This window comes from Stenotrophomonas maltophilia (genome assembly GCF_003970865.1).
In the GTDB taxonomy this organism is placed as follows: Bacteria; Pseudomonadota; Gammaproteobacteria; order Xanthomonadales; family Xanthomonadaceae; genus Stenotrophomonas; species Stenotrophomonas maltophilia_AR.
This window is the reverse complement of record NZ_RXLZ01000030.1, coordinates 15,596-36,806: the sequence shown is the minus strand read 5'-3', so window position 1 is coordinate 36,806 and position 21,211 is coordinate 15,596. Positions and strand designations below refer to the sequence as shown.

Here is a 21,211-nt window from a genome sequence, read left to right as displayed (position 1 = left end):
GGGCACAGCCGTGGAGACGATCAATCGCAGGCGATTCCTGGCCCTGGCCGGCCTGTCCGCTGCCGGTGCCTGGATGGGCACGGCACACGCGCTGGCCGCGCAGGCCGATGCCACCGCGCTGAACCCGCGCAACCTGCTGGCCAAGCCGCGCTTTGCCAGCACACCCTTCACCCTGGGCGTGGCCTCGGGCGATCCCTCGGCCGATGGCATGGTGCTGTGGACGCGCCTGGTGACCGAACCGCTGGCGTTCGGCGGTGGCATGCCGACCCGGCCGATGCTGGTCGATTGGCAGCTGGCAGCGGACGAAGGCATGCGCAAGGTGGTACGCCAGGGGTCGGCGATGGCGCATCCCGAGCTCGGCCACGCCGTGCACGTGGAGCTGGACGGATTGGTGCCCGGACGGCCCTACTGGTACCGCTTCACGGTAGGCGGCCAGGCCAGTGCGGTTGGTTGCACCCGCACGCTGCCCGCAGCCACGGCCGCGGTGGATCGCGTGCGCTTTGCGGTGGCCGGTTGCCAGCACTACGAAGAAGGCCACTACACCGCGTGGCGGCGCATCGCCGAGGAACCGCTCGATTTCGTCTTCCACTATGGCGATTACATCTACGAAGGCGAAAGCCAGCCGGGCCTGCGGAAGATGAACGGCCAGCCGTTCACCAACCTGCGCAACCACGTCGGCCCGCAGATCTACACGCTGGATGATTACCGCCGCCGCTACGCCCAGTACAAGAGCGATGCCGACCTGCAGGCCGCGCATGCGGCGGCACCGTGGTTCGTCACCTTTGACGACCATGAAGTGGACAACAACTGGGCCGGTGCCGAAGATCAGGACGATACGCCCAGCGAAGTGTTCCTGCTGCGCCGCGCACAGGCGTTCCAGGCTTACTACGAGAACATGCCGCTGCGACGTTCGGCATTCCCGCGCGATGGCCACATGCAGATGTACCGACGTGCACGCTACGGCACGCTGATGGATCTGCACCTGCTCGACACCCGCCAGTACCGCAGCAAGCAGGTGAACATGGCGCTGCGTGAGGAGGTGGAATCGCCGGAGCGCAGCATTGTGGGGGCGAAGCAGGAGCGCTGGCTGTTCGACGGCCTGGCCGATGCCGCACCGCGCTGGCATACCGTCGCCCACCAAGTGGCGCTAGGCAACTACATGCGCGAGAAGGACGGCGTGGTGCAGTCGTCCGACGACCAGTGGTCGGGCTATCTGGACAGCCGCCGGCGCCTGCTTGACCACATCCAGAAGGTGGGCTTCGGCAACGTGGTGACCGCCTGCGGCGACGCGCATCGCCACTATGCCAGCGATCTGGTGCAGGACCACCGTGACTCGGGTGTGGTCTCCAGCGAGTTCCTCGCCACGTCCATCACCTCCGGCGCCGATGGCCAGGGTGTGGACGCGTATGCCAGGAACCAGCTTGCGCACAGCCCCTATCTGAAGGCGACCACCGACAAGCGTGGCTACGTGCTGTGCGATGTCACCCGCGATGCGTGGATCGGCGACATGAAGACGCTGGATACCGTGATGCAGCCGAATGGCGCGGTGCAGAGCTGGAAGCGCTATGCGGTGGAGCACGGCCGGCCGGGGCTGCAGGAGGCCTGATCAGCCCAGCCCCTGTGCAGAGTCGAGCCGTGCTCGACTCTACAGCGGCTGGGTTGCTCAATCGTGCTCGAACCGCAATGGCTCGCTGCCCATCGCCGGGTCACTGGTGCCGGGGCGCCCGTCCTCGGCACGGCCGGCAAGGCGCAGGACATTTTCACCTGCGCTGACCTGTAGGTCATACCAGCCGGCGGTAGGCGTTGCATCCCACGCCAACGAAGTCTCTGCATGCGCCGGCAGTGCCACCGTCTGCTCCGGCATGTGTCCGGCATAGGCGCCCGCCTGCACACGCACTTGCTGCGCGCCGCCACCCAGGTTGCGCAGGTGCAGCCGCAGTTGGCCATCCGTGCGATCAATTGAAGCCTGCAGGGCCGGATCCTTGGCCGCCCCCTGGAAGTGACGGTGGAAGCCGTTTGGGCCCAGCAGCCACAAGTCATAGCGGCCCTGGGCATCGAGCGGCCAGCGCTCGCGCAGCGGCATGCCCGGCAGCAGCGTGTAGCGGCGTGGCACCGCATCCAGCCGCAGCCGGTCGTAGACATGCAGCACCGCCGCCGCACCTTCGCAGGCCAGCGCCAGATCTACGCCGGAGGCGTCGACCGCAGCAATCGATGCCTGCGGCCGATAGGGCAGGGCACGCGCCGGGCGTACGCCGCTTTCCTGCTTCGCTGGCTTCAGTCCGTCCGGCAACGCGGGCACGGTGCGTCCTGGCAGGGCGGCGGCACGCGCGGCTACCGCGCTCACGTCGGGCAGGCCGTGCACGAAAGGACGGGTATCGCGCTGGGCGAAGTCGAAGGCGTTGCTCAGGTCACCGCAGACCGCGCGGCGCCACGGCGAGATGTCCGGTGCCGCCACACCGAAGCGGCGTTCGATCAGCCGTATGACCGAGGTGTGGTCGTACACCTGCGAATCGACCCAGCCACCGCGGCTCCACGGCGAGATCACGTACAGCGGCACACGCGGACCCAGTCCATACGGGCGGCCGCGCAGCTCGGCGGCATCGTACTTCTCGTCTCCCGGTGCCGGATGGCGGTGGTACTCGCCCTCGGTGCTGGCCGAAGACGCACCCGCCCAGCCAGTGCCCACTGGTGAAGGAGGAGCCGGCGGTGGCATGTGGTCGAAGAAGCCGTCGTTCTCGTCGAACATCAGCAGCAGGGCGGTGCGGCTCCACACCTCTGGATCGGCGGTCAGCGCGTCCAGCACGCGTGCGGTATAGGCCGCGCCCTGGGCCGGGCTGGACGGGCCGGGATGCTCGCTGCCAGCCGCGTCGGCGATGATGAAGCTGACCTGCGGCAGGCGCCCACCGGTCACGTCCTGGCGCAGCTGCGCCAGGCCACGCGTGCTGACCCCGCGTGCGCGCAGCTGCGGGTCATGCCCCGGTGCAGCGCGATGGGCCTGGCGGAAGGCCTCGAAGCCGGCCAGCGGATTGTCAGTGAAGTTGTCGGCCATGTCCTGGTAGATCTGCCAGGACACGCCGGCGTTCTGCAGGCGCTCGACATAGCTGGTCCAGCGGTACGACGCTGGGTGCCCGCCCTGTTCGGGGAAGTTGTCGTGCGAGTTGGCGATCACCGGGCCGCCAGCACGCGCGTGTGCATCATTGTGGCCGGTCCACAGGAACACCCGGTTCGGGTTGGTGCCTGCCTGCATCGCGCAGTGGTAGGCGTCGCAGAGGGTGAAGGCATCGGCCAGCGCGAACTGGAACGGCAGGTCGCTGCGCTGGAAGTAACCCATCGAGTGGTTCTGCTTGGCCTTCGGCCAGTGCCCCATGCGCCCATGGTCCCAGGCACGCTGGGCGTCCGGCCAGGTATGCGGCGTGCCCTCCACCCGCATGTAGCCGAAGTGCGCGGCGGTATCCAGCGGGAACGGTGCGATCGCGCGCGTGCCGCTGGCATCGGGCTGCAGCCACAGGCTGCGCGCGCGGCCACCGGCCTGCAGCGCGGCGGCCGGGGCTACGAAGCGGTCGCCGAAACCACGTACACCCGGCAGCGTGCCGAAGTAGTGGTCGAACGAGCGATTCTCCTGCATGAACACCACGATGTGCTGCAGGTCTTCGAGGCTGCGCGTCTGCGCGGCGGGGGCGATCGCTGCGGCCCGGGCGATGCTGGGCAGCAGCGGGGAAAGGCCGGCGGCAACGCCGGCCTGCAACAACCGGCGTCGGCCGATATCAGTCACGGGCTCACTCACAGGTCCACACGGAAGGAGATGCCGACAGTGCGCGGGGCGCCGATGAAGGCGTTGTCGCGGCCGTCCACCCCTGCAAGATACCGCTTGTCGGTGAGGTTGCTCACCACCAGGTTGGCACCCATGCCCTTCAGGCGCGGCGACAGCCCCTGCAGGTCGAAGCCGATGTTGGCATTGAACACGGTGGCCGAGGGCAGCTTGTTGACGTTGGCGGCGTCGAGGTAGCGGGTGCCCAGGTAGCGGCCGGACAGGCCGAAGTTCCAGTTCTCGCCCTGCCAGTCGGCCGACAGCACCAGGGTCTGTTCGGGTTGGCCGATCACCTTGGCACCGTCGACGATGCCGAGCTGCGTATCGCGTGCGGCATCGCCACTGCCCAGGTACTTGGAGCGGTTGTAGGTATAGGCGGCGTTGAGCCGCCAGCCGTTGTCCCAGCCGTAGCCGAACGCGGCTTCCAGGCCGTTGCTTTCCACGCCACCGAAGTTCTCGTAGACACCATCGGTCTCGCCCAGGTAGTCGATGCCGCTGACGAAACCGGCCGGCAGGTAGACGATGCGGTTGTCGAACTTGATGTTGTAAAGCGTGACCGAGGCGGTCAGTGGCCAGCGGCTGATGCGCATGCCCACTTCAATGTTGTCGGCGGTCTCCGGTTCGACATTGCGGAAGCGCTGCGGATCGGTCTCGCCAAGTACGCCGGAAGGAATGGCGGCGAAATTCTGCGAGAAGCCGGCGAACAGCTCCATGCCTTCCACGCCCGGTGCCCAGGTGAAGCCGGTGGACAGCAGTGGATCGGACCTGGAATCGGATTTGACGTGCTCGCTGGCGCCGATCACGCGCCGGCGCGACTGGTCGACGAAGAACTGCTTCACGCCCAGGCGGGCACTGAACGGCCCGAAGCGGGCCACGTCCTCGACGTAGTACATCTGCTCGTCAACCTTGTACTTGTCCTCGAACTGCACCCAGTACGGCTGATGGTCGAAGGCGATGTCCTGGCCGACGTTGAGCAGGCGGTGCCAGTCACGGCGTGCCGAACGGTCCAGCTTCTCCACCCACAGGCCACCACGGATGGTGTTGTCGATCGCACCGAAGGTCTGCCGCCATTCGACGTCGGCGGTCACGCCCATGCGGTCGTTGTCGTAGTGGGTGTGGCGGTAGGACTGCGCGCCCAGCACGTTGCCCGCGTAGCAGTTCGGATCATATTCGGCGGTGAAGCCCAGGCGCGGGTTGCAGCTGGCCAGACGCTGCGCGGCGCTGCCATCGGGATTGACGAAGAAGATCTGGCCACGGTTGCTGCCGCCGTACACGGTTTTGCCACCGAGATATTCCGATTCGGGGCGGCCCGCACCCTCATCGCTGACCTGTGCCAGGTAGGGTGGCAGCCAGTCGCCACGACCTTCCATGCGGTGCCCGTAGGCGGCCACCGAGGCCTTGAACCCGTTGCCGCCGTCAAAGGCCGCACGCAGGTAACCGAAGGTGTTCTCGCGCAGCGCACGCGAGCCGGAACGGTAGTTCTGGTCAAGATACGGAATGCCGGTGAGGGTGCCGACCAGGTTGTCGCGATCCGGATTGGTGGCAAAGCCCTTCGGTGAGACGCTGGTGTATTCCGGCTCGTCGGCATCGTTGTAGGACAGGTAGCCGGTCAGGGTCCAACGGTCCAGTTCGGTGATGAACTTGCCGGCGATGTGGTCGTTGCTGGTCTTGCCGCTGCCATCGATCCAGTCATGCACGCGCGCCGACGAGGCACTGACCCAGGCGCGGGTGTGGCCGCCGAGCAGGCCGGTGTCGTAGCGCACGTAGTACTTGCGCGCCTCGTTGTCGCCGGCGCCGACCACGAAACGCAGGCGGCTGTCCTGCAGCGGATCGCTGGTGAGGAAGTTCAGGGTGCCGCCGAGGGCCTCGTTCGAGCGCGAGGAGATATCGGCAGTGCCCTGGCTGACTTCCACCGTTTCCAGGTCCAGGGTGTCGATGTAGCGGTTGGCCAGCGAGCCGCCGCCATAGCCTGAGCCGCCATTGGGCAGACCGTCGATGGTGGTGCCGATCTGCTGGGTATCACGGTTGGTGACGAAACCGCGCATGCTGATCTGCGTGCCCCACACCGACGAGCCGGTGGCATCGGCCTCGCTGACCACCACGCCAGGTACCTCGTTGAGCGCGTCGTTGACGCTGCTCATCACCGTCTGCCGATTCAGTGTTTCCGCACGCACCGAAGTCTTCGCATAGCTGGTGGCCTGGCCGATCACCTGTACCTGGTCGAGGGTACGCGCATCGCTGCTGCGCGCTTCGCCCGTATCGCCCTGCGGTGCTTCTGCGAGGGCGTCCAGGGCGGGGGCGATCACCAGAGCCAGCAGCGAGACACGGGGAAAACACGCAATCGTTCGCATCGAAACCGGACCTTCAGAGGGAGGAAACCCCGGAGTGTCGGCAGCGCCAATGACATCGGCATGACGTGCCGGCGCAGGAACGATGGCACCGTGTGGGCGGTCACGGCCTTCGGGTATGCTCGGCGCTTCAATGGACCTGAGGTGGTGGCGATGCAGAAGCGATCGAAGATCTGGCTGGGCGGTGCAGCCCTGGTGCTGCTGGCAGGATGCAACCGGACGCCCTCGGATGGAGGAGTGGCACCGCCTGCGCCAGCCACGGCAGACGAGGCCGCAGCAGCGGCCGCCGCCCCAGCCGGTTCAACAGCCGCCGCCGATGGCGCCGCACTCACCGACCGTGAGGGCAAGGCTGTGCCGCTGGTGCCCTTCGACCCAGCCAGCGTGCCGCTGAGCGACGCCCCGCTGGGCAAACTGCCGTTCTTCAGCCTGCCGCAGGGCTATGCGTCGCAGAACGCCCACCCACGCGCCTGGGCGCGCTTCCCGTTCCGGATGGGCAACGGTGTGCATTGGGTGGAAGGCCCGAGCTGGTCGGCACGTATCGTGACCGACGGCGATGGCGCACCGGACAAAGCGTTTTCCGCACTGGAAGTACAGCGCAACTTCGACGGCGTGATCACCGCCGCCGGTGGCCGCAAGGTCTTCGAAGGCGCGCTGCTGCGCGACATCTACTACGGCCCGCAGCTGGAAGGCGAGATCGGAGGTGGTTTCATCGATGCGGTGAACGGTGAGCAGGAGGCACCCACCACGGTGTACGTGCTGCGCCAGGCCAACCGCACCGTGTGGGTGCAGCTGGCAGTGGACAGCAATGGCGCTGGACTGGTGGTCGTGGACGAAGTGCCGTTCAAGGCCACCGCACAGTGGTCGGACAGCTTCCCGCACCTGTCCCTGCCGGCCGGATACCAGGACCGCAACACGTCCCAGCAGCGGGATTTCGATGCCTTCCCGTTCTGGACCGGTGATCACTTCGAACAGGTCGAAGGCCGCACCTTCGCTGCCGATTTCGACAAGGGCGAGCGCGAGTACTCGATGCATGAAGTACGTCGCAACCTGCAGGCGATGATGGCCCAGGTCAACGGCACCAAGGTGTTCGAGGGGCGCATTCCGCACGAGGCGGCCGAGGGCGTGCCGAAGCAGGTGCAGTCGTCCTACGGCAACGCGGCCAGCTACAGCTGGGACAACTACGACACCGTGGTCTACCGCGTCGATCTGGCTGATGGTCGCCAGGTGTGGGTGCACGCGCGCCTGGAATACCTCAGCGCGGGCTGGGTGGTGGCCGAGCGCAAGGGCTTCACCCAGACCGCGGCGCTGCTGCCGGCCGATGCGCTGAAGAAGAAGCTGGACAGCGATGGCCGCGTGGCGATCCAGGTCAACTTCGCCACCGACAAGGCGCAGATCCTGCCGACGTCCGAGCCACAGCTGGCGCAGGTGCTGGACCTGCTGCGTGCCGATCCCTCGCTGAAACTGTCGATCGAAGGTCACACCGACAACAGCGGTGCCGCGGCACGCAACCGCAGCCTGTCGGAGGATCGCGCGGCCTCGGTGGTGGCCGCGCTCACCGCAAAGGGCATCGCCGCCGACCGCCTGCAGGCGGCCGGATTCGGCGCCGACAGGCCGGTGGCTGACAACGGCAGCGAAGAAGGCAAGGCACGCAACCGGCGGGTCGAGCTGGTCAAGCGCTGACCCACGGGGTGCTCAGTACCGCGCGTCCTTGGGTTTCGGGTCGCGCGGCCAGTCCTTGGCCTTGTTGGCGAAGTCCGGGCGGGGCTGGTTGATGAAGTAGCTGGCGATGTCCACCGCATCCTGGTCGGGCATCGCCTGCTGGCCCAGTGGTGGCTCGCGGGTCACCGCCGGTGGCATGTTGTGCTTGACGAAGCCGGCGGCCTTGTACAGGCGCGCCATGCCGGCGCCAATGTTGAAGCTGTGGTCGCCCCACAGCGGCGGGAAAGCGATGTCACCGCTGGCGTCGCGCCGCCCTTCGCCGTTGTCGCCATGGCAGGCGGCGCACTGCACGGCGTACAGCGCCTGGCCGCGGACCGGGTCCGGGGTCAGCGTGCTGTCGATGGGCCCCTCACTGGGGGCGGCCACCTTTGCACCCTCTGGCACAGGACTGCTCAACCACGCCATGTAGTCGAGCATCGCGCGCATCTGCGGCGCATCCTTCGGTAGCGGCTTGCCGTTCATCGAACGCTGCAGGCAGCCATTGATGCGCTCGGTCAGCCCGATCACCTTGCCCGGGCGCGGCATGTAACGCGGATAGGCGCCGCCGCCGGTATTGAAGTAGTGGTTGCCGAACGGTCGCTTGCCCTCGGCCATGTGGCACGAATTGCAGTTCAGATCGTTGCCGACGTTGTCCGGAAGCAGGCGCGCGGTCTCGTTGAGGATGCGGCGGCCGAGCATCACCGATTCTGCATTGCCGAGCCCGGCGATCTCCTCGGCACTCGGGGCGTGGTAGTGCCCGACCACCTTGCCCTGCGCATCGAGGATATCGATCGTGCTGGCCACGGCGGCATCCAGGTCCGGGTACAGATGACGGTAAGCGAGGGTACCGGCGCCGGCCAGCACCACGAGGGTGATCGCACTGCCGATCAGCAGGCGGGAACGCGTGCGCGAACGCTTCATTGTGCGGCCTCCTGCGGAACGTAGTGCACCGGCTTGTCGCGCACCACCCGGCGCATGCGCGCCACGTCGACCTCGCTCACCGCGCTGGCCTGGTTGCCCCAGCTGCTGCGGATGAAGGTCAGGATCTGTGCCAGCTGCGCGTTCGGCAGCTGCTCGAAGCCCGGCATGGTGAAGGCCATGCGGTCATGCGGGGTATGCGGCGTGCGGCCGCCGATCAGGGTCACCTGCACCAGCGAGCTGGGGTCATCGGCGAACACGATCGAGTTGCCGGCCAGGGCCGGATAGACGCGAGGCATGCCGCGCCCGTCGGCACGGTGGCAGGCCTGGCAGTGCTCGGCATAGGCCAGCGAACCGGCAACACGGTAGTCGCCGCTGCGCAGTGCGGCGGTGGTGGTGTCGGTACCGGGGGACCACTGCGCACTGCGGCCCTCACGCGCCGGCAGCTGTTTCAGGTAGCGGGCCATGGCCAGCAGGTCGGTGTCGGACAGGTACTGCGTGCTGTGCTCGACCACGTCGGCCATGCCACCGAAGGCCGCCGATCGATCGGTGCGGCCGGTGCGCAGGAAGTCGACGATCTCGCCCTCGCTCCAGCTGGCCAGGCCGGTCGATTCATTGCGCAGGTTCTTCGCATACCAGCCTTCCAGCACCGAGCCGGACAGGAACTGGCGGCTGCCATCATCGGCCATCGCCTTTTCCTGGAACGCCAACCCGCGTGGCGTGTGGCAGGCGCCGCAGTGGGCCAGGCCTTCCACCAGTTCGGCGCCGCGCTGCTGGCTGGCATCCAGCGACGGATCCGGGTTGAACGTGCGCGGGCGTGCGAACAGCAGCTGCCACCAGGCCAGTGGCCAGCGCATGTTGGCTGGCCACGGAATCGTGCTGTCGGCGTTGTCCTGCTTCACCGGCTGCACCGAGCCCATGAAGTAGGCGTACAGCGCCCTGATTTCGGCATCGCTGGCGATCACGTACGAGGCGTACGGCATTGCCGGATACAACGGCTGCCCGTCGTGACGGATGCCGCGACGTACCGCGCGCTCGAAGTCGGCGTAGTCGTAGGCACCGATACCGGTGTCCGGATCGGGCGTGATGTTGGTCGAGTAGATCGTGCCCATCGGCGTCTGCATGCCAAGGCCACCGGCGAACGGCTTGCCGCCGGGCGCGGTGTGGCAGGCGGCGCAGTCCGCGGCGCGCGACAGATACTGTCCCTGCGTGATCAGCGTCGGATCGTGGATGTCGACCTGCGCCGTCTGTCGCGGTGCGAACCAGTAGGGCGTGGTGCGGGCGATGCCGTAGGCGGCGGCCAGCGTGGCGGCCAGGGCAATGGCGAGCTTGAACGAGGTGCGCATGGCGGCACTGTGGACAAACACGCCGGCGTATTCATTGATCCGGATCAATGACTGAACGGATACAGCTTGTACACCAAGCTGAATCGTTCCTGCGTTGTCATCAAGCCGTCATCCGCGCGCGATAGATGGCCCACGCCCGCGTCGCTAACCTGCCACGCTGTCGCACCTTTTCCCCGATTGCCCATGAAGCGCCTGCTGCTGTTGTTGCTGGCGTGCGCCGGCCTGTGGCTGGCTGCATGCTCGTCCTCGATCAATGCCTCGTCCACCTCGCTCGCCGATCGGCTGATCGCGCCGGGTGGCGTATCGACCCTGCTCGATCGTCCGCGCATTGCCGCGGCCATTGCCGAACTGCCCAATCGCCACGGCTTCGCGCCGGGCCGCGATGGCGTGCCGATCTTCTGGCGTGTGTTCGATCCCGGCGATTACGGCGCGCGTTACCACTACCTGCCGCAACGCCACGAGAACGGTCTGCCGTTGGATACCGGGCTGAGCCTGGCGGTACCGCAACCGTTCCGCGCGCAGGCACCGCGCGGCACCGTGGTGCTGCTGCACGGCTGGATGATGAACGGTGATTCGATGCTGCCGTGGTCGTTGCAGTTGGCCGAATCCGGCTACCGCGTGGTCACGCTCGACCTGCGCAACCATGGTCAGTCCGGTACTGGGCCGTCGGGCTATGGCACCTATGAATCCGACGATGTGGTGGATGTAATCGGCGAGCTGCGCGCACGTGGTGAAGTAACCGGCCCGCTGTACCTGTTCGGCGTGTCCTATGGCGCCGCCACAGCGGTATTCACCGCCGACAAGCTCGGCGACCAGGTGGAAGGCGTGGTGGCGATGGAATCGTTCGCCAATGCCGGTGTAGCGATCCGCACGATGATCCCGCACCTGATGGGACTGCAGCCGGAAGGCCTGAAGGCGCAGGCGGTGGCGTCGTACGCGCGCTGGCGCTACGGCGGCCAGGACATCAACCAGGTGATCGCCGCCGCCAGCCGCCGCATCGACGTCGATCTGGACCGCGTGGATGTAGCGCGCGCGCTGGCCGATACCCACGCCTGCGTGCTGCTGCTGCACGGGCAGGGCGACCAGCACATTCCGGTCAGCCAGGGCCGCGAGCTCGCGCAGGCCAACCCGCGCGCGCACTACATCGAGATGCGTGGCGAGGACCACATCACCCTGCCGCTGCGGCTTGATCTGCTGGCCGGAGTGGTCGATGACTGGATGGCGCGCGACCAGCACCATCCGCAGAGTGCCTGCCCGGCACCCCAGCTGCCGGCCCAGGCCGAGTGGCTGACGCGCAGCTGAGAAAAGGGGACGGAGGGGATTAAGTCGTTTCCCGCACTCCTGGGTTGGAAACGACTTAATCCCCTCCGTCCCCTTTTTCTGTCAGGCCACCCGTCGTGCCAGCGAGCGGGCAGACGCCGCGACGCCCAGCAGCAGCGCGGCCACGCACAGGAAGGCGAAGCCGAGGCTGGTGCCGTGTGCCAGTGCACCGATCGCTGCCGGACCGGCGAGGATGCCGGCGTAACCCAGCGTGGTCACCGCAGTGATGGCGATGCTCTCCGGCATCACCCGCTGTTGGCCGGCCATCGAGAACAGTGCCGGCACGATATTGGCGCAGCCCAGCCCGACCAGCACGTATCCCGCCAGCGCCACCGGGAACGAGGGTACCAGCGTGGCCAATGTGAACCCTGCTGCGGCGGTGATGCCGCCGAAGACCATTGTGCGGGTGCGGCCGAGGCGCTCGACGATGCCGTCGCCGAACAGGCGCATCGCGGTCATCGCCAGGGTGAACAGCGCGAAGCCGGCGCCGGCCTGGTCGCGCGGTACCTGCCGCACTTCGGCCAGGAACACCGCGCTCCAGTCCAGCATCGATCCCTCGGCGAGGAACACCACGAAGGCCAGCACGCCGATGAACAGCACCACGCCGTGCGGCAGTGCCAGCAATGGTCCTTCGTGCAGGATCCGTTGCGGGCGCCAGTGCGGCGCCGACAGCACCGCGACCAGCAGCAGCGCCGCCACCGAAACCAGCGCGGCCAGCCACAGCGGCGTGCCGAGGATCAGCAGGCCGGTCATGCAGCCGGCACCGACAAAGCCACCGATGCTGTAGAAGGCATGGAAGCCGGACATCATCGCGCGCCCGGCGTCGCGCTCGACCGCCACCGCCTGCATGTTCATCGCACAATCGAGTGCACCGACGCCGGCGCCGAACACGAACAGGGCCGCGCCCAGCGCCACCGGCGAGGGCGCCAGCACCAGCAAGGGCAGGGCGCACAGCATCATCGCGCAGGTGATCACCATCACCCGGCGGCAGCCCAGCCGTCCGGTCAGCGCGCCCGCCAACGGCATCGCCAGCAACGAGCCGAGCCCGAGGCACAGCAGCACGGCGCCAAGGCTGGCGTCGGACAGCCCAGCCTTGGCCTTGGCGTAGGGCACCATCGGCGCCCATGCAGCGGTGGCGAATCCGGGAATGAAGAAGGCGGCGCGGGTGGCGTGCTGCTGGGCACGTGGGGATGAAGGCGTCATGCGCGATGCGAAGCTCCAGGGGATGTTCATGAAAACGTTTTCAAGCCAGCTCGGCAAGTGCCATGCGTGACATCGGGCGACGCATACGATTGCAGTGACCCGATCGCGTCACTGGCGATTAACGTCGCCCACGGACAGTGGCTGCACGGTCGGCATCCCGCCGGCCGCTGCCGGAGACCCGTACATGAGCACGACACCGACCATCCTCCTCGTCCATGGATTCTGGGGCGGGGCCGCACACTGGGCCAAGGTGATCCTGGAACTGCATCGCAACGGCCACGACCGTGTGCAGGCGGTGGAACTGCCGCTTACCTCGCTGGCCGACGACGCAGGGCGCACCCGGAAAATGATCCGGCAGATCGACGGGCCGGTGCTGCTGGTCGGCCACTCCTATGGCGGCGCGGTGATCAGCCAGGCCGGCAACGAGGACAACGTGAAGGGCCTGGTCTACATCGCCGCTTTCGCGCCTGATGCCGGCGAGAGCCCCGGTGGCATCACCCAGCAGCACCTGCCGGAGGCGGCGCCGAACCTTGCGCCGGACAGCGATGGCTACCTGTGGCTGCGCGCGGACAAGTTCCATGAGAGCTTCTGCCAGGATCTGAGCGAAGACGAGGGCCGGGTGATGGCGGTGACCCAGAAGGCGCCGCTGGCCAGTACCTTCGGTGATGCGGTCAGCGACCCGGCGTGGAAGCACGCGCCGAGCTGGTACCAGCTGTCCCGCCACGACCGCATGATCGCGCCGGAAAACCAGAAGGCCATGGCCGCAAGGATGCAGCCCAGGCGCCTGCTGGAGCTGGATGCCAGCCATGCCTCGCTGGCGTCGCAGCCGAAGGAAGTGACCGCGCTGATCCTGGAGGCCTGCGCCGCCATCGGCGGCTGATCCCGCGCCAGCACACCGCACGACAGCCGCGGCGCAGGGGAGTACACTCCTGCGCCTGCGGCCATCCGGCCGCGTCCCTCTCTTCCCTCCAGCCGCCGCCAGAGGATCCCACCCTATCGTGGAGGTCCCGCCGTGCTGTCTGTGCCTGTTGTCCATACTCCGTCCCCCTTGCCGCGTCGCCGCGCGTTGCCGCAGGCGCTGGCCCGGGGCCTGCTGATCGCTGCTCTGGGCAGCAGCGGTATTGCTGCTGCGCAGTCCAGTACGGATCCAGCCAAGGATTCCCAGGCCCCTGCATCACAGACCCTGCAGACCGTGCAGGTCACCGCCAACCTGCTCGGGACCATCACCGAGGGCAGCGGCGCCTATACGCCCGGCACCATTGCCACCGCCACCCGCCTGGTGCTGACGCCACGGCAGACCCCGCAGACCATCAGCGTGATCACCCGCGCCCAGATGGATGACTTCGGCCTGCACGGCATCGACGACGTGATGCGGGTGACCCCCGGCATCAGCATCGTCACCTACGACAGCGAACGCACCGAGTACTACGCGCGCGGCTTCGCGATCCAGAACTTCCAGTACGACGGCATTCCGATGTCGCGCAATTCGGCATACTCCGCCGGCAACACGCTCAGCGACACCGCCATCTACGACCGCATCGAAGTGCTCAAGGGCGCGACCGGCCTGCTGACCGGCATGGGCGATCCGGGTGCGACCATCAACCTGGTGCGCAAGAAGCCGGGCAAAGACTTCGCCGGTAGTGCCTCAGTGGGTGTCGGCCGCTGGGACGACTACCGCGCCGAGCTTGATGTGGGTGGCCCGCTGACTGCCGATGGCCGCGTGCGTGGCCGTGCCGTGGGTGCCTGGGAAGACAAGCGCTCCAACCTGGACAACTACCAGCGCACCAGCAAGGTCGGCTATGCCGTGCTGGAAGCCGATCTGGGCGAACGCACGCTGCTGTCGGTCGGTGGCGACGTGATGGACAGCGACCCGAAGGGTTCGACGTGGGGCGGCATTCCGCTGCTGGACAGCGCTGGCAACTTCAACCGCATGCCGCGCTCGTTCAACAATGGTGCGCAATGGGCCGGCTGGCGCCAGTACGTCCGTACCGGTTTCGCCACGTTGGAGCACACGTTCGCCAACGATTGGATTGCCAAGCTGCAGCTCAACCACCAGGTCAACGGCTATGACGCCGCACTGGCCGGAGCCGCCGCCGGCAATCCTGATCCGTTGACCGGCGAGGGCGTCAGCCTGTGGCTCGGCAAGTACGTCGGCAAGACCGTCAGCAATGCCGCCGACTTCTATGTGAGCGGGCATTTCGGCCTGTTCGGCCGCGAGCATGAGCTGGTGGTCGGTGGCAGTGCCTCGCGCAAGCGCTGGACCAATACCGGCTACGGCCCGCAGGCGGGGTTCCCGGATACCGTGCCGGACTACAGAACCTGGAATGGTGACATTGCCGAGCCGCAGTGGCAGCGCACCTATGACAACAATGAAGTAACCCGCGAGAACGGGTTGTACGTGGTCGGCCGTTTCGACGTGGCAGATCCGTTGAAGCTGATCGTCGGCAGCCGCCTGGCCAGTTACCGCTCGCCGGACACGCGCGAGACCGGCGTCTATGTGCCGTATGCCGGCGTGGTCTACGACCTCGGCGAGCATTACTCGGTGTATGCCAGCTACAGCACCATCTTCAAGCCGCAGGGCGAGCGTGACGAGCAGGGCAAGGCCCTGGATCCACTGGAGGGCCGCAGCTACGAGGTTGGCCTGAAGGCTGAGTTCTTCGATGGGCGCCTCAATGCCAGTGCGGCGCTGTTCCAGCTTGATCAGGACAACTTCGCCCAGCCCACCGGCGGCAAGACACCGGCTGGCCAGGATGCCTACCGCGCCTTGATGGGCGTGCGCACCAAGGGTTACGAGCTTGAAATGTCGGGTCAGCTGGCCGAGGGCTGGCAGGTGCAGGGTGGGTTCTCCCACAAGATCGCCCGTCAGGCGGGCACCAAGGTGACCACGCTGGAACCGGAGAACCAGTTCAGCCTGCACACCAGCTACCGCCTGCGTGGCGCCTGGCAGGGGCTGACGCTGGGTGGCGGCGCACGCTGGCAGGATTCGACCTTCGGCGAGATCACCAACCCGGCCACGCGGGCCAAGGTGGTGCATCGCACGCAGCCGTACTGGTTGCTCGATGCGATGGCGCGCTACCAGTTCAACGATCGCCTGTCGGCCACGGTCAACGTCAACAACCTGCTCGACAAGCGTTACTACACGATCTTCAACTGGTACAGCACCTACACCTGGGGCGAGCCGCGCAATGTACGGCTCACCTTGAACTACAAGTTCTGACGCGGATCTTGTAGAGCCGAGCCCACGCTCGGCTGGCTGTCAAACCGCAGCCGAGCATGGGCTCGGCTCTACACATACGCCCGCGATGCCTTTCGGCATCGCGGGCGTTGTGGTTACAGCGGCAGGTCGAACACCAGCACTTCAGCGTCGTTGCCGTTTTCCAGCGTCAGCTGGGCTTCGTCGCTGACCTGCAGCGCATCACCGGCTTCCAGGGTGATGCCGTTGACCTGCAGCTGCCCACGGGCCACCTGCACATAGGCGCCACGACCGTTGCCGAGCGCATGGTGCAGCTTCTGGCCGCCGTCGAGGATGGTGGCGAAGATGCGGGCATCCTGGTGGATGCGCAACGAACCGTCGGCACCGTCCGGCGAAGCGATCAGGCGCAGCTGGCCGCGCTTGGTCTCCGGCGTGAAGTGGGTCTCCTCGTACGACGGCGTGATGTTCTCGGTGTCCGGGAAGATCCAGATCTGCAGGAAGTGCACGGTCTCGTCGGCGGAATGGTTGAACTCGCTGTGGGTGACGCCGCTGCCGGCGCTCATGCGCTGCACGTCGCCGTAGCGCAGCACCGAGCCGGTGCCCATCGAGTCCTTGTGCTCCAGCGCACCGCCCAGCACGTAGGAGATGATTTCCATGTTGCTGTGGCCGTGGGTGCCGAAGCCCTGGCCGCCGATCACCTTGTCTTCGTTGATCACCCGCAGCGGGCCGAAGCTGACGTAGCGCGGGTCGTAGTAGTTGGCGAAGGAGAAGGTATGGCGCGAGGACAGCCAGCCATGCTCGGCCAGGCCACGGGTAGCGCTCTTGCGGATCTGCAGCATGATGGAATCTCCTTGTTCGATGGTTTCGATGGGGCGGGGTGGGCCGGTAGCCGCTGTGTTTCCCCGTTGGAGAGAAGTATCCGCTTGCGCCCGGGGTTTGAAAAACGGATAGTTTTGACAGCCATCATCGAAAAATTCGAATGCTCAAGCTCAGCCTCGATGCCCTGCAGATCCTGGATGCCATCGACCGCCGCGGCTCGTTTGCCGGCGCCGGCAAGGCCCTGCACAAAGTGCCCTCGACCATCTCCTACACCGTGGCCAAGCTGGAGGAGGACCTGGGCGTTCAGCTGTTCGACCGGGTCGGCCCGCGCGCCGAACCGACCGAGGCCGGCCGCGCGCTGCTGGACGAGGGCCGGCACCTGCTGCGCGCCGCCCGCGAGTTGGAACTGCGGGTGCGCCGGGTGGCGTCGGGCTGGGAGACTGAACTGACGCTGGCGGTGGACTCGGTGTTCCCGACCTGGCTGCTCGGTCCGGACATCGCCGCGTTTCGTGAGGCCGAGGCACCGACCCGGCTGCGATTGATCGGCGAGGCCCTGTCCGGCACCTGGGAGGCGTTGCTGGACCGCCGTGCCGACCTGCTGGTCGGCGCGCCGGGCGAGGGCCCCAGTGGCGGTGGTTATGTGGTTGAGCCGCTGGGCACGGTGGAGTTCGTGTTCGCGGTCGCGCCCGATCATCCATTGGCAGCAGTACCGGGTGTGCTCGGTCGCGAGCAGCTGGTCGAGCACTGCGCGATCGCCGTTTCCGATTCGGCGCGACGGCTGCTGCCGCGCACGGTCGGGCTGTTGATGGGGCAGGAGATGCTGACGGTGCCCGACATGGCCAGCAAATTGAAGCTGCAGTGCGAAGGCGTGGGCTTCGGCTTCCTGCCCGAACCGTGCGCGCGCGCTGCGGTGGCGCGCGGCCAGCTGGTGATCCGCGAAGTAGAGGAGCACAAGCCGGAAGAGACCTTCTGGCTGGCCTGGCGCACCGGTGAGGATGGCGCGGCACTGCGCTGGTGGCGCGAGCGCCTGCGCAGGCCAGAGCTGTTGTCGCAGTGGTGGCAGGCAATGGCAAGGGGGTAGGGTTTGGCAGGGCTGCGCCCTGCACCCGCTAGGGGCTGGAGCAACAGCAACAGCAACAGCAACAGCAACAACAGAAGCTGGTTTCCTGAGGGATGGCGGGGTGGGTCCGGTTGCGGGGGCCGCTGCAAGTACGTCCATGTAAGCTCGGTCGCCGCATCCATGCGGCTCACGCCCCCGCAACCGGACCCACCCCGCCTTCGACAGAGTCCCGCTGCTGTTGGTAGGTGTCGACCTTGGTCGACACGGTAGATCCACGCCATGCGTGGATGCTCTTCGATCAATTATCGAAATACTCGAACTCGATGGAGATTCATCCACGCATGGCGTGGATCCATCAGATCGCGGAAATCTGTCAGAGGTGGGGCGGCATGGGCAGGCAGGACCGTTGGCGGCATGGATGCCGCCATCGAGCCCCCATGGGTGAGAGCGCTTTGCTTGCGAAGCATTGCTTCGCAAGCGCCCGAACGCACAGCCGCCAGCGGCTGGGCCGGACCGCGGAGCGGGGTTCACGGCGTCCCCGCACTCCGACACCGCCCCGCCAGCCCACGGAATGCCAGCTTTTGCTGTTGCTGTTGCTGTTGAGGTTGCCGGCCAGCGGCCGGCACTACCAGGGGGCAGGGCGCAGCCCTGCCGAAAAACACGCATAAAAAAACAGCAGGCCGAGGCCTGCTGTTTCGGTGTAATGGTGCGCCCGGAGAGATTCGAACTCCCGACCGCCTGGTTCGTAGCCAGGTACTCTATCCAACTGAGCTACGGGCGCCAATTACATAAACTTGTTGTGCTGACTGTGTATGGTGCGCCCGGAGAGATTCGAACTCCCGACCGCCTGGTTCGTAGCCAGGTACTCTATCCAACTGAGCTACGGGCGCGCGGCACACAATCAACTTACTGCTTAATTTTACTGCATTTTCAGCGGCGGATGCTGAAAACCTGTCGAGTGGTGCGCCCGGAGAGATTCGAACTCCCGACCGCCTGGTTCGTAGCCAGGTACTCTATCCAACTGAGCTACGGGCGCCCTGCGACAGGAGCGGAATTATGCGGATGTCGGCGCGTACCGTCAACAGTTTTGTGAAAATTTTCATCCAACTGAATGAAAAAGCTGTCAGCTACGGCCTCCGGCGCCTTCAGCCACGCGAAATGATCGGCGCGCGTGCCCAGTTCCTGCGCGGACAGCACGCGCAGCTGCGCGTCCACATTCGGCAGCTTCGCCAGCAGCGTCTGCATCGATCCGGTGGGAGCCAACCAGTCGTGCTCCATCAGCACCGCCTGTGCGCTGCCATGCACGCGCGCCATCTGCGCATCGAGGTCTTCGTCCATGCCAGCCGCGGCGTAGTGGTTGTTCAGGCCGACGCGTGCCCAGTCGGCAATCAGTCCGCGCGCTTCGGTGCCACCAAAGCCGAGGCGCCGGCCATGCAGCACGCCCTGGCGCTGCGCGATCCACGGCAGGAAGCGATAGACCAGTGGCAGCAGCCAGCCGCGCGGTGGCGGAAACCCGCGCCAGAACGGTGAGCCGCTGGCGGCCAGCCACAGCCGGTTGAAGTGCTGCGGGTTGCGGCCGGCATGCACGCAGGCCAGCTGCCCGCCCAGGCTATGGCCGCCGATGATCCAGGGCAGGGCGCCGGCGTCGTCATCCGCTGCGGCCAGGACCGCCTGGCTGGTCGGCAGATCCTGTTCGAGTACCTCGCGATAGCCCCAGTCCTGCGTGCGCGACGGGCGCAGCGAACTGCTGCCGTTGCCACGCCACTCGTGCAGGTAGACCGCCACGCCCTTCGCCGCCAGCGTCAATGCCAGTGGCAGGTAGTGGCGCGCGGCCACGCCCAGTGCCGGCAGCCACAGCAGGCGTGCGATGGGATGTGCGGGCACGCAGGCGATCACCTCGTAGCGATGACCGTCGTCGCACTGCACGGCAAGGACGCTCGGCGTCAGGCTCATGCGTGTGGTGCCGCGCCGAAGTGATCGAGCACCAGCACCTCGCTGCGGCCGGGGGCATAGCCCTGCTGCAGTCCGCGTGCGACGTAGTCGATACCGGCTTCGCAGGCGTTGGCCAGGCTCAGTCCGTTGCACAGCTGTGCGGCGATGGCCGAGGCCAGCGTGCAGCCGGTGCCATGAGCATCGAGCGGCAGGCGGGCGTGGATGAATTCTTCGCTGCTGACGCCGTCGAAGTAACGATCGATCACGCGATTGCCCTCAAGCAGGTGGCCACCCTTCAGCAGCACGGCGCCGGCACCGAGGTCGAGCAGGGCGGAGGCCGCCTGTTCGGCGTCATCGCCGTTGCCGATCTTCCGGCCGATCAGGAGTTCTGCTTCCGGCGTATTCGGTGTAACCAGCGTCGCCAGCGGCAGCAGGCGTTCACGCATGGCCTTGAGCGCACTTTCCTCCAGCAGGCGTGCACCGCTGGTGGCGACCATCACCGGGTCCAGTACCACGTGCGGCGGGCGATGCTTTTCCAGTGCATCGGCGACGGCATGGATCACCTCGGCGTTGGCCAGCATGCCGAGTTTCACCGCATGGATGTCGAAGTCATCGAAGCAGGCTTCGATCTGTGCCTGCAGGAAGGCGATCGGTGGCACGTGCACGGCGGTGACGCCACGGGTGTTCTGTGCGGTCAGTGCGGCGAACACGGCCAGGCCATGCACGCGGTGCGCGGCGAAGGCTTTGAGATCGGCAGGGACGCCAGCGCCGCCGCCGGAGTCGGAGCCGGCGATGGTGAGGGCTGAAACGGGAGTGGTCGGGCTCATCGGTTGATTGTGCCGTGGTCCAGCAGGGGAAGGTAGATCCACGCCATGCGTGGATGCCTTTGATTCAATGCCGCCAGCGCGCCCATTGCTGGTACATCACATAGCCCAGCCCGGTCAGGCCGGTCAGCAGGGCGGGGGCGAGCAGGGCGTCGTACTGCCAGCGCATGAACAGCCAGGCGCCGAGGATGCCGCCGGCGAGGAAGCCGCTGATGATCAGGCCGCTGAGGGTCAGCCGTCGTACCTGCAGCGGCAGCCCACGCAGCAGGTGGCCCAGGCCGATGCCGAGGTCGGTGAACATGCCGCTGAGGTGGGTGGTGCGCACCACTGCGCCACTGAAGGTGGTGGCCATCGCGTTCTGCAGGCCGCAGGCCATGGCGGCGGCCAGGGCGCCCCAGATCTGGTGCTGTTCGAACAGCGGAATGGCCACCAGCAGCAGCGCCGATTCCAGTGCCAGCGCCACGCCGTAGCGACGGCCCAGCTGCAGGGCGCTGTCCTGGATCAGCAGGCCGCTGAGCATCGCGCCCAGCGAGAACGCGATCAGCAGTCCCCACAGGTGGCCGACCGCACGCCAGTCACCCTGGGCCAGCGCCATGCCGAGCTGGCTGGTGCTGCCGGTCATGTGGCTGACGGCCTGGTGCTCGAAGCCGAGGAAGCCGACCACGTTGACCATGCCGGCCACGCACGAGAGCGCGACCGCGCCGATCCAGACCCAGGTGGGCAGGCGTATTCCCATCGGCGG

At 66.9% G+C, this 21,211-nt stretch carries 15 protein-coding genes and 3 tRNA genes; 6 read left to right on the top strand and 12 right to left on the bottom strand.

The features are described 5' to 3' along the window. The first annotated feature begins 10 nt into the window (after positions 1-10). Positions 11-1,606 carry an alkaline phosphatase D family protein gene (locus EKL94_RS11680; protein WP_126929229.1) on the top strand — a complete coding sequence of 532 codons (1,596 nt, stop codon included), beginning with the start codon at positions 11-13 and terminating at the stop codon, positions 1,604-1,606. A gap of 57 nt (positions 1,607-1,663) precedes the next feature. Here the strand turns inward: EKL94_RS11680 and EKL94_RS11675 are convergent, their stop codons facing one another. Together EKL94_RS11675 and EKL94_RS11670 are read right to left on the bottom strand one after the other, a co-directional pair. After that, on the bottom strand, positions 1,664-3,772 hold the full coding sequence (locus tag EKL94_RS11675; RefSeq protein ID WP_126929228.1) for a phosphocholine-specific phospholipase C: 2,109 nt from the start codon (positions 3,770-3,772) through the stop codon (positions 1,664-1,666). Between the two features lie 8 nt (positions 3,773-3,780). Beyond that, positions 3,781-6,159 carry a TonB-dependent receptor domain-containing protein gene (locus EKL94_RS11670; RefSeq protein ID WP_126929227.1) on the bottom strand — a complete coding sequence of 793 codons (2,379 nt, stop codon included), beginning with the start codon at positions 6,157-6,159 and terminating at the stop codon, positions 3,781-3,783. Between the two features lie 150 nt (positions 6,160-6,309). Here EKL94_RS11670 and EKL94_RS11665 point away from each other — a divergent pair, with 150 nt between their 5' ends. Then, positions 6,310-7,836, top strand: a complete 1,527-nt coding sequence (locus EKL94_RS11665) for an OmpA family protein (RefSeq protein ID WP_126929226.1) — start codon at positions 6,310-6,312, stop codon at positions 7,834-7,836. A gap of 12 nt (positions 7,837-7,848) precedes the next feature. Here EKL94_RS11665 and EKL94_RS11660 read toward each other — a convergent pair whose 3' ends face one another. Continuing rightward, on the bottom strand, positions 7,849-8,775 hold the full coding sequence (locus EKL94_RS11660) for a c-type cytochrome (protein WP_126929225.1): 927 nt from the start codon (positions 8,773-8,775) through the stop codon (positions 7,849-7,851). Then, positions 8,772-10,118: a c-type cytochrome gene (locus tag EKL94_RS11655; RefSeq protein ID WP_126929224.1), complete on the bottom strand. Its 1,347-nt coding sequence runs from the start codon at positions 10,116-10,118 to the stop codon at positions 8,772-8,774. The genes EKL94_RS11660 and EKL94_RS11655 overlap by 4 nt, the downstream gene beginning before the upstream one ends. A 183-nt stretch (positions 10,119-10,301) precedes the next feature. Between EKL94_RS11655 and EKL94_RS11650 the strand changes: the two genes are divergently transcribed. Beyond that, a complete protein-coding gene (locus tag EKL94_RS11650; protein ID WP_126929223.1) occupies positions 10,302-11,420 on the top strand; it encodes an alpha/beta fold hydrolase in 1,119 nt (372 codons plus the stop codon). Between the two features lie 81 nt (positions 11,421-11,501). Here EKL94_RS11650 and EKL94_RS11645 read toward each other — a convergent pair whose 3' ends face one another. Then, on the bottom strand, positions 11,502-12,641 hold the full coding sequence (locus EKL94_RS11645) for an MFS transporter (protein WP_126929241.1): 1,140 nt from the start codon (positions 12,639-12,641) through the stop codon (positions 11,502-11,504). A 184-nt stretch (positions 12,642-12,825) separates the two neighbouring features. Here EKL94_RS11645 and EKL94_RS11640 point away from each other — a divergent pair, with 184 nt between their 5' ends. Together EKL94_RS11640 and EKL94_RS11635 are read left to right on the top strand one after the other, a co-directional pair. Beyond that, positions 12,826-13,521 (top strand): alpha/beta hydrolase, encoded by a 696-nt coding sequence (locus tag EKL94_RS11640; RefSeq protein ID WP_126929222.1) that lies wholly within the window; start codon positions 12,826-12,828, stop codon positions 13,519-13,521. 132 nt (positions 13,522-13,653) lie between these two features. Continuing rightward, positions 13,654-15,858: a TonB-dependent siderophore receptor gene (locus EKL94_RS11635; protein ID WP_126929221.1), complete on the top strand. Its 2,205-nt coding sequence runs from the start codon at positions 13,654-13,656 to the stop codon at positions 15,856-15,858. 113 nt (positions 15,859-15,971) lie between these two features. Here the strand turns inward: EKL94_RS11635 and EKL94_RS11630 are convergent, their stop codons facing one another. Beyond that, positions 15,972-16,673, bottom strand: a complete 702-nt coding sequence (locus tag EKL94_RS11630; RefSeq protein WP_126929220.1) for a pirin family protein — start codon at positions 16,671-16,673, stop codon at positions 15,972-15,974. A 140-nt stretch (positions 16,674-16,813) separates the two neighbouring features. Here EKL94_RS11630 and EKL94_RS11625 point away from each other — a divergent pair, with 140 nt between their 5' ends. Further along, a complete protein-coding gene (locus tag EKL94_RS11625; protein ID WP_100443621.1) occupies positions 16,814-17,734 on the top strand; it encodes a LysR family transcriptional regulator in 921 nt (306 codons plus the stop codon). Between the two features lie 683 nt (positions 17,735-18,417). On the opposite strand, the gene EKL94_RS11615 is transcribed toward EKL94_RS11625, so the two are convergent. The 6 genes from EKL94_RS11615 to EKL94_RS11590 form a co-directional block, all read right to left on the bottom strand. Next, positions 18,418-18,494 (bottom strand) — tRNA-Arg (locus EKL94_RS11615). A 32-nt stretch (positions 18,495-18,526) separates the two neighbouring features. Continuing rightward, positions 18,527-18,603 (bottom strand) — tRNA-Arg (locus EKL94_RS11610). A 69-nt stretch (positions 18,604-18,672) separates the two neighbouring features. Next, positions 18,673-18,749, bottom strand: a tRNA-Arg gene (locus tag EKL94_RS11605). Then, positions 18,740-19,666, bottom strand: coding sequence for an alpha/beta hydrolase family protein (locus tag EKL94_RS11600; RefSeq protein ID WP_126929218.1), 927 nt, complete (start codon positions 19,664-19,666; stop codon positions 18,740-18,742). The genes EKL94_RS11605 and EKL94_RS11600 overlap by 10 nt, the downstream gene beginning before the upstream one ends. Then, positions 19,663-20,472: a bifunctional hydroxymethylpyrimidine kinase/phosphomethylpyrimidine kinase gene (gene thiD / locus EKL94_RS11595; protein ID WP_126929217.1), complete on the bottom strand. Its 810-nt coding sequence runs from the start codon at positions 20,470-20,472 to the stop codon at positions 19,663-19,665. The genes EKL94_RS11600 and thiD overlap by 4 nt, the downstream gene beginning before the upstream one ends. Before the next feature lie 64 nt (positions 20,473-20,536). Further along, entirely contained in the window at positions 20,537-21,205 is a 669-nt protein-coding gene (locus EKL94_RS11590) for a YoaK family protein (protein WP_126929216.1), read from the bottom strand. Positions 21,206-21,211: the final 6 nt, after the last annotated feature.